This is a genomic window from bacterium (assembly GCA_036524115.1).
GTDB lineage: Bacteria > JAUVQV01 > JAUVQV01 > JAUVQV01 > DATDCY01 > DATDCY01.
Genome location: DATDCY010000350.1, coordinates 1 through 7826, shown reverse-complemented (window position 1 = coordinate 7826; position 7826 = coordinate 1). Strand labels below are relative to the sequence as shown.

8 protein-coding genes are annotated in these 7826 nt (G+C 73.3%); 6 read left to right on the top strand and 2 right to left on the bottom strand.

What is annotated here, in order from left to right; genetic code table 11:
- On the top strand, positions 1–1717 hold a 1717-nt coding region (locus VI078_17220), incomplete at its 5' end, for a chemotaxis protein CheA (GenBank protein ID HEY6001027.1).
- Between the two features lie 314 nt (positions 1718–2031).
- Positions 2032–3657 carry a GspE/PulE family protein gene (locus VI078_17215; GenBank protein HEY6001026.1) on the top strand — a complete coding sequence of 542 codons (1626 nt, stop codon included), beginning with the start codon at positions 2032–2034 and terminating at the stop codon, positions 3655–3657.
- A 149-nt stretch (positions 3658–3806) separates the two neighbouring features.
- Here VI078_17215 and VI078_17210 read toward each other — a convergent pair whose 3' ends face one another.
- On the bottom strand, positions 3807–4280 hold the full coding sequence (locus VI078_17210; GenBank protein HEY6001025.1) for a cyclic nucleotide-binding domain-containing protein: 474 nt from the start codon (positions 4278–4280) through the stop codon (positions 3807–3809).
- Positions 4281–4409: 129 nt separating this feature from the next.
- Between VI078_17210 and VI078_17205 the strand changes: the two genes are divergently transcribed.
- Entirely contained in the window at positions 4410–4793 is a 384-nt protein-coding gene (locus VI078_17205; GenBank protein HEY6001024.1) for a RidA family protein, read from the top strand.
- 40 nt (positions 4794–4833) lie between these two features.
- Here the strand turns inward: VI078_17205 and rpmB are convergent, their stop codons facing one another.
- Positions 4834–5025, bottom strand: coding sequence for a 50S ribosomal protein L28 (rpmB, locus tag VI078_17200; protein ID HEY6001023.1), 192 nt, complete (start codon positions 5023–5025; stop codon positions 4834–4836).
- 344 nt (positions 5026–5369) lie between these two features.
- Between rpmB and VI078_17195 the strand changes: the two genes are divergently transcribed.
- The 3 genes from VI078_17195 to VI078_17185 all read left to right on the top strand — a co-directional run.
- Positions 5370–5786, top strand: coding sequence for a hypothetical protein (locus tag VI078_17195; protein HEY6001022.1), 417 nt, complete (start codon positions 5370–5372; stop codon positions 5784–5786).
- Between the two features lie 8 nt (positions 5787–5794).
- Positions 5795–5998 (top strand): DUF1858 domain-containing protein, encoded by a 204-nt coding sequence (locus VI078_17190; GenBank protein ID HEY6001021.1) that lies wholly within the window; start codon positions 5795–5797, stop codon positions 5996–5998.
- Positions 5988–7826, top strand: a 1839-nt coding sequence (locus tag VI078_17185; GenBank protein HEY6001020.1) for an ATP-dependent DNA helicase RecG, incomplete at its 3' end; no start/stop codon positions are given. The genes VI078_17190 and VI078_17185, both read left to right, overlap by 11 nt.

Below are 7826 nucleotides of genomic sequence, written 5' to 3'. Positions count from 1 at the left end.
GCCCCAGGCCGCGCCGGTCGCGTCGTCCGTCGAGGCGCCCGAAGCCGCAGCGGCGTCCCCCGCGCCGGCGGGCCCCCCGCCGGGCCCGACCCCGGGCGGGGAGGGGCCGGCGGACCTGGTCGCCGCTGAGGGCGGCATCCTCGCCCTGGACCCCGAGCGGCTGGCCATGGTCCGGGACTTCGTGCGCAGCGGCCTTCGGCCCTACGCGGTCAGGCTGCGCATCTCGCGGGACGCCGCTGCGATGGCCGCGCGCAACTTCGTTGCCCTCGGCCGCCTCGGCAAGGCGGGCATGCTGCTCGCCTCGAGCCCGACGCTCGAGGAGGTGCGGGCGGGCACCGGGCGCGACGTCGTGGACGCGCTCGTGCTCACCGAGAGCCCGGAGGAGCGGCTGCGCGCGCAGCTGCTCGCCATACCGGAGCTGCAGGAGCTGGAGTTGCGGCGGCTTCAACTCGGCGACGCCGCCGCGGGCGACGGCGACGCCGCACCGGCGCTGCTGGCGGCGCGCGAGGCCGCGGTGTCGCGCCCGGCGGGGACCGGCGTGCGCCTCGGCGATCGCCCCGGCCAGAAGCGGCCGGCGACCGTCCGGGTGGAGACACGGGTGCTCGACCAGCTGATCGACGTCGTCGGCGAGATGATCATCACGCGCGAGCGGCTCGAGGAGGTGGGCGCCGGCCTCGGCAGCGAGGAGCTGAAGGCCAACCTCGAGCGGCTGCGCGTGCTCGTGCGCGGCTTCCAGGACACGATCATGACGGTGCGCATGATGCCGCTGGGCCTGATCACCGACCGGCTGCCGCGGCTGGTGCGCGACGTCGCGCGCGCCTCCGGCAAGCAGATCGACTTTCAGGTCGCGGGCCAGGGGATCGAGATGGACCGGGCGATCCTCGAGGAGCTGGGGGACGTGCTCATCCACCTCGTGCGCAACGCGGTCGACCACGGGATCGAGCCGCCCGAAGCGCGCGCCGCCGCGGGCAAGGACCCCAGGGGCGCGGTCCGGGTGCTCGCGGGGCGCGAGCGCGACTGGGTCTGGATCCGCGTCGAGGACGACGGCCGCGGCATGGACCCCGAGCGCATCGCGGCCGCCGCGGTGGCCCGCGGCCTGGTCACCGCCGAGCGGGCCGCGGCGCTGGGCGCGCGGGAGAAGCTGCTGCTCAGCTGCCTGCCGGGCGTCAGCACCGCGGGCGCGGTCACGGACATCTCCGGGCGCGGCGTGGGCATGGACGTCGTCAAGGCCAAGATCGACGGCTTCGGCGGCACGCTGCGGCTCGACGCGGAGCCGGGGCGCGGCAGCGCGGTGACCCTGCGGCTGCCGCTGACGCTGGCGATCATCCGCATCCTGCTCGTCGAGGCCGGGGGGCGGGAGTACGGCCTGCCGGTCTCGCACGTCGTCCGGGCGGGCGAGCTCGGGGAGGATGACGTCGCGTGGTCGGGGGGCCGGCCGCTGCTGCAGCACGGCGGGCGGCTCGTGCCGCTGCACGACCTGGGCGCGCTGCTCGGCTGCCCGCCGCGCGACCTGCGCGCGGCGCAGGGGCGGTTCGTGGCGGTCTCGGAGTTCTCGGAGCGCGCCGCCGGCCTCGCGGTCGACCGGCTCCTCGGCACGTGGGAAGTGGTCGTCAAGCCGCTGGGCCCGCCGCTCAAGGGCGTGCGGGGGCTCGCCGGGGTCACGGTCGTCGGCGACGGCCGCACGGTCCTGCTGCTGGATCTCGCCGCCCTGGTCTGAAAATGAAGAATGGGGACAGATTCAATCTTCCAGTCAGCCTCCGTTCCTGCCGTGCGGTCGGCCATGCGGAACAATAAATCTGTCCCCATTGTGAGCGGGACTCTGGAGGCCCGATGAAGAGCGGCGCAGACAGTGTGCTCGAGGTCCTGGCCCGCGCCGGCGTGCTCACGGCCGACCAGGCGCGCGACGCCCAGCGCCGCTAGGAGGCGCACCTGCGCGGCGGCAAGGCGCGCCGGCGGGAGGACGGGAAGGGCGGGGCGCCGGCCGGGGCCGGGGCTGGGGCCGGGGCCGAGGCCGAGCGGGCCGAGCCGGACGTGCTCGAGTACCTCGCCGGCCTGCGGCTGCGTCAGGCGCGCGATCCGCGGCGCCTCGTCGGCGAGCGCGAGCTCTACGAGGGCCTGGCGCAGGGCCTCGGCCTGCCGTTCCAGCGCATCGACCCCCTGCGGCTGGACATGGACCTGGTGACGCGCACCATCCCGCGCGCCTTCGCCGTGCGCAACCTGATGGTGCCGGTGTCCCTCGACGGCGACGAGCTGACGCTCGCGACCGCGGATCCCTTCAACGACGAGGCGCTCGAGACCATCCAGCGCTCGAGCAGCTTCCGCGTGCGCCGGGTGGTCGCGACGCGCAGCGACATCACGAAGACGCTCACCGAGTTCCACGGCTTCAAGACCTCCGTGGTCAAGGCCGAGGCGGGGATGGTGCCCACGGTCGGCGCGCTCTCGAGCCTCGAGCAGTACGTGAGCCTCAAGTCCGTCAAGGAGATGGAGGCCACCGACCAGCACATCGTCAACGCGGTGGACTTCCTCTTCACCTACGCCTTCGACCAGCGCGCGAGCGACATCCACCTCGAGCCGCGGCGCGACCGCGCGCGCATCCGCTTCCGCATCGACGGGCTGCTGCACACGATCCACCAGGTGCCGCACGTGATCCACCCCGCGATGACCTCGCGCATCAAGATGCTCTCGCGGCTGGACATCGCCGAGCGCCGCCGCCCCCAGGACGGACGCATCAAGGTCGCGCACAAGGGGCGGGACTTCGAGATCCGCGTCTCGACGCTGCCCACGGCCTTCGGCGAAAAGGTGGTCATGCGCATCTTCGACCCGGAGATCCTGCTCCAGGACATCTCCCAGATCGGCCTGACGCCCGAGCAGCTCCAGACGTACCAGCGCCTCGTGGCGGCGCCGCACGGCATCGTGCTCGTGACCGGCCCGACCGGCAGCGGCAAGACGACGACGCTCTACTCGACGCTCTCGGACCTGGCGACGGACGAGACGAACGTCACGACCATCGAGGACCCGATCGAGATGATCCACGAGGCGTTCAACCAGGTCAACGTCCAGGCGCAGATCGGGCTGACCTTCGCGACGACCCTGCGGCACATCCTGCGCCAGGACCCCGACATCATCATGGTCGGCGAGATCCGCGACGCCGAGACCGCCGAGAACGCGATCCAGGCGGCCCTCACCGGGCACCTGGTGCTCTCGACCCTGCACACGAACGACGCGCCGACGGCGGTCACCCGCCTCGCCGACATGGGGATCCCGCGCTACCTCGTCGGTTCGACGGTCCTGCTCGTGGTCGCGCAGCGGCTCGTGCGCCGGATCTGCCCGCACTGCATCGAGGAGTACGAGCCCACGGCCGACGAACTGGCGTCGCTCGGCGTGCCGGCGGCCCGGACGGTGCGGCTGCGCCGCGGGCGGGGCTGCCCCCAGTGCCGCGGCACGGGCCACCACGGCCGCACGGGCATCTTCGAGCTGATGGAGGTCACGCCCGGCCTGCGCGCGCTGATCAGCGGCACCGCCGATCAGGGCGCGATCTTCGCGGCGGCGCGCAAGGAGGGGATGCGGACGCTGCGCGAGTCGGGCGTGCAGAAGGTGCTGCGCGGGGTCACGACCGTCGCGGAGGTCCTCCGCGTGACGATGCGCGACCCTGAGTGACCGGACCGCTGATACGGGGCCATCTGCTGCGTTGGAATCCTCCCGACTCCCTGCGGCGGGCAGCTAGCCCGCCTCAGTCGCCGGATCGGACTCCGCCTTGCATCTGACCCCGTCTGAGCGGTCCGGGGTCAGATGAACCTGCAAGAGGACTATTTTTTGCCGCGGCCGTAGACGTAGCCGATGAGCTCGACGAACTTCTCGTCCATGTCGCGCAGCAGCGCCGCGAGCTTGCCGGCGAGCCGCAGGATGACGCGGTAGGCCGCCGTCGGGTTGCGCGTCGCGAGCCGGTCGAACTCGGTGCGGCGGATCATGAGCAGCTCCGCGTCGTGCAGCGCCTGGGCCGAGACGCTGTGCTCGCCGCCGAGGACGAAGGAGATCGCGCCGAGGATCTCGCCCTTGGAGAGCTGCTGGAGCGTCTGCTGCTGCCCGGCGTTGACCTGCTTGTCGACGCGGACGGTGCCGCTGACGACGATGAAGAGCGCGGCGTCGGCCTCGCCCTCGGCGTAGATCTGCTGCCCGGACTGGTACGTGCGCACCTCCGTGATGGAGGCCAGCTGTTCGATCGTCTGCGCGTCGAGCCCCGCGAAGAGCGTCACCTGCTTGAGCACCGAGATCGTGTCCACGCGTCACTCCTTTTGCTGAGGCGTTGGTCGGCCCATGTGAAGCGTGGCACAGTTTCCGCCGCGGAGCGGGCGTTGTCAAGACGCCGGAACCGTGGTAGACCCCGCGCGCAGAAGGGGAGGGCACATTCGATGAGCGATCGGCAGGTGGTCTCGACCGGCGGCGCCCCGGCCGCCATCGGCCCGTACTCGCAGGCGGTGCGGGCGGGGGGCTTCGTGTTCGTCTCGGGGCAGATCCCGCTGGACCCGGCGAGCGGGGAGATGGTCGCCGGCGGCGCGGCGGCGCAGGCCGAACGGGCGCTGCTCTCGTTGCAGGCGGTCCTCGAGGCGGCGGGGAGCGGGCTGGCGCGAGTTGTCAAGACGACGATCTTTCTGACGGACCTGGCGGACTTCGCGGCGGTGAACGCGGTGTACGCGCGCTTCTTCCCGGTGGAGCCGCCGGCACGCGCGACCGTGCAGGTGGCAGCGCTGCCGCGGGGCGCCGCCGTCGAGATCGAGGCGGTCGCCCTCGCGTAGATACCGGAAGCGGAGCGCTCAGAAGGGTCCGGGCGTTCCGCTACGCGGACTTCTTGACTTTGCCGGAGCGCAGGCAGCGCGTGCAGACCGTGACGCGCTTGCTGCGGCCGGGCACGTCCGCCTTCACGCTGCGCAGATTCGGCATCCGGCGCACCGTGCTGACGTTGTGCGCGTGGCTGATGATGCTCCCGGTCTGCGGGCGCTTGCCGCAGATATCGCAGGTTCTCGACATGGGCTGATCCTCCGTTTCTTCACAACCTTCCGTGAAGCCGGCTTTGTACACGAAATCGCGCGGAAAGGCAAGAAGCCGTTGACAAGCTCCGACGTGCGGGGCTAGATAGGTCGGACGGCAGAGGAGGACACAGGTGAAGAAATACGCTCCCTTTCCCACCGCCCGCTGGTGGGTGCTGCACGTGGCGGCGGTAAGCCTCGTCTACGCCGCCGGCCACTTCCTGCTCGGCCGCTGAAGGTTCCCGTGCTCAGATCGATCATGAGGGGGACCCCCGGCTGGTGGCTGCTGCACGCCGCGGCGATCCTGCTGACGCTCGCGCTGGGCGCCCTGACGAAGTTCGCGCAATGAGCGCCACCTCGTCCCGCGGCACGCTCCTGACGGCGCTCGTGCTCCTGGCGGCCTGCGCGCTCGTGCTGCACTACCTGGCCCACCCCGTGCTGCTCCCCGACAAGGACCACCCCGGACAGACGATCTTCCGCGGCTCCTACCTGGCGGCGACGCTGCTGCCGCTGGTCGACCTGGTCGGCGTGACGGCGCTGTTTGCGCGTCGCGCCACGGCGCCGCTGGCGTACCTGCTCAACGGGATGCTGGTCGTCTACGGCACGGTGCTCATGGGCCACCTCGGCATCCTGGGCCTCATCTCCGGGCAGCCGCCGCAGACACACTGGATCTTCAGGTCGATGATCATCGACATCGCGCTGGCGTGGGCGGACTTCTTCGTCGGCAAGGCCCTGTTCGAATCCTGGCTGAGGGAGGCCTGATCGGAACCATGAAGATCACTGAGCAGATGACGATCGTGGAGGTCCTCAAGGCGGCGCCGGCGACACGCAAAGTCTTCGAGCGCCACCGGATGCGCTGCCGGGGCTGCCAGGGGGCGGTGGCCGAGACGGTGGCCGCGGGCGCCGTCAACCACGGGCTCGACCCGAAGGCGCTCGTCCGCGAGCTGAACGAGGCGGCGAAGGCTGGCGAGTAGCACCGCCCTCCGTCCGGCCGACCCCGTCCGCCTGGTCCCCGGCGTCGGGCCGGCGCGCGCGGCGCTGCTCGAGAGACTGGGCGTCGCCACCGTCGGCGACCTGCTCCGGCTGCTCCCCCGCCGCTACGAGGACCGCCGCCGCCTCGGGACCATCGCCGACCTCGCCGGCGGCCCGCCCGGCTCCTTCGCGGCGCGGGTGATCTCCGCCGGCCCGGAGGTGACGCCGCGCAAGCGCCGGCGCGTCTTCCGGGCCGTGCTGGCCGACGATGGCGGCGGCCGCGTCACCGCCCTCTGGTTCCGCTTTCGTGCGCCGCACCTGCAGCCGCTGCTCGCGGCCGGCTCGCGCGTCCTCGTCCACGGCTCGGTCGTCGTGGAAGCCGGACGCGCCGAGATGCTGCACCCGGAGATCGAACCGCTCGGCGAGGACGGCGAACGCATCGGTCCCGCGGTGCGGCCGGTCTACCCAGGGACGGAGGGGCTGCCGCAGGCGACCCTCAGGACGCTCGTGCGCCGGGCGCTGGCCGCGGCGTCTGCCGGCCTGGAGGACCCGCTGCCCCCGGAGCTGCGTGCGCGCCTCAGTCTGCCCGGCCTCGTCGAATCGCTCGCCGCGGTCCACGAGCCCGCCGACGACGCGGACGTCGAGGCCCTCGAGGCGGGCGGGACGCCGGCGCACCGCCGCCTCGCCTTCGACGACCTGCTCGCGTTGCAGCTGCGCCTCGCGCTGAGCCGGGCGCGGTACGGACGGTCGCGCCGTCGCCGGGGGCGGAGGGTCCCCGCGGACCTGCCGCAGCGCTTCCAGGCGCGGCTGCCGTTCGCATTGACGGCGGCGCAGGCGCGCGTCGTCGGCGAGATCCTCGCCGATCTCGCCGGCGACCGCCCGATGCAGCGGCTGCTCCAGGGCGACGTCGGCAGCGGCAAGACCGTGGTGGCGGCGCTGGCCGCCGCCGCGGCGTGCGCGCAGGGGGGGCAGGCGGCGCTGCTGGCGCCGACGGAGCTGCTCGCGGAGCAGCACCACCGGGTGCTCGCGGCGCTCATGGCGCCCGTGGGCGTCGCGGTCGAGCTGCTCACCGCGGGCGTCCCGCGCGAGCGCCGCGGGCCGCTGCTGGCGGGCCTGGCCGCCGGCACCATCCGGTTCGTCGTGGGCACGCACGCGCTGCTCGAGGAGCGCGTGCGCTTCGCGCGGCTGGCGCTCGCCATCGTGGACGAGCAGCACCGCTTCGGCGTGCGCCAGCGTGTGCGTCTGCGAGCCAAGGGCGAGGCGCCGGGCCTGCTCGTGATGACCGCGACGCCGATCCCCCGGACGCTGGCGCTCGCCCTCTACGGGGACCTCGACGTCTCGGTCATCGATGAGGTGCCGCCAGGCAGGCGACCGGTGACGACGCGGGTGGTCGGCGCCGAGGGGCGCCGCGCGGCCTGGGAGCTGGTGCGCGTCGAGCTGGCGCGCGGCCGGCGCGTCTACGTGGTCTGCCCGCTCGCGTTGGAGGGAGGCGAGGACGCGGTCGCGGCGGTGCGCGCGGCCGCGCGGCTGCGCGCCTTCTTCCCGGAGGTCGCCGTGGGGCTGGCGCACGGGCGCATGCCTCCGGCCGAGCGGAGCGCGCAGCTCGAGCGTTTTCGCAGCGGCGCGGCGCCGCTGCTGGTGGCGACGACCGTCGTCGAGGTGGGCCTCGACGTCCCCGAGGCGACGGTGATGCTCGTCGAGCGGGCGGAGCGTTTCGGTCTCGCCCAGCTCCATCAGCTGCGCGGGCGCGTGGGCCGCGGCGCGGACCCGGCGCACTGCCTGCTGCTGGCGGGGCCGGGCGCGTCGCCCGAAGCGCGGGAACGGCTCGCC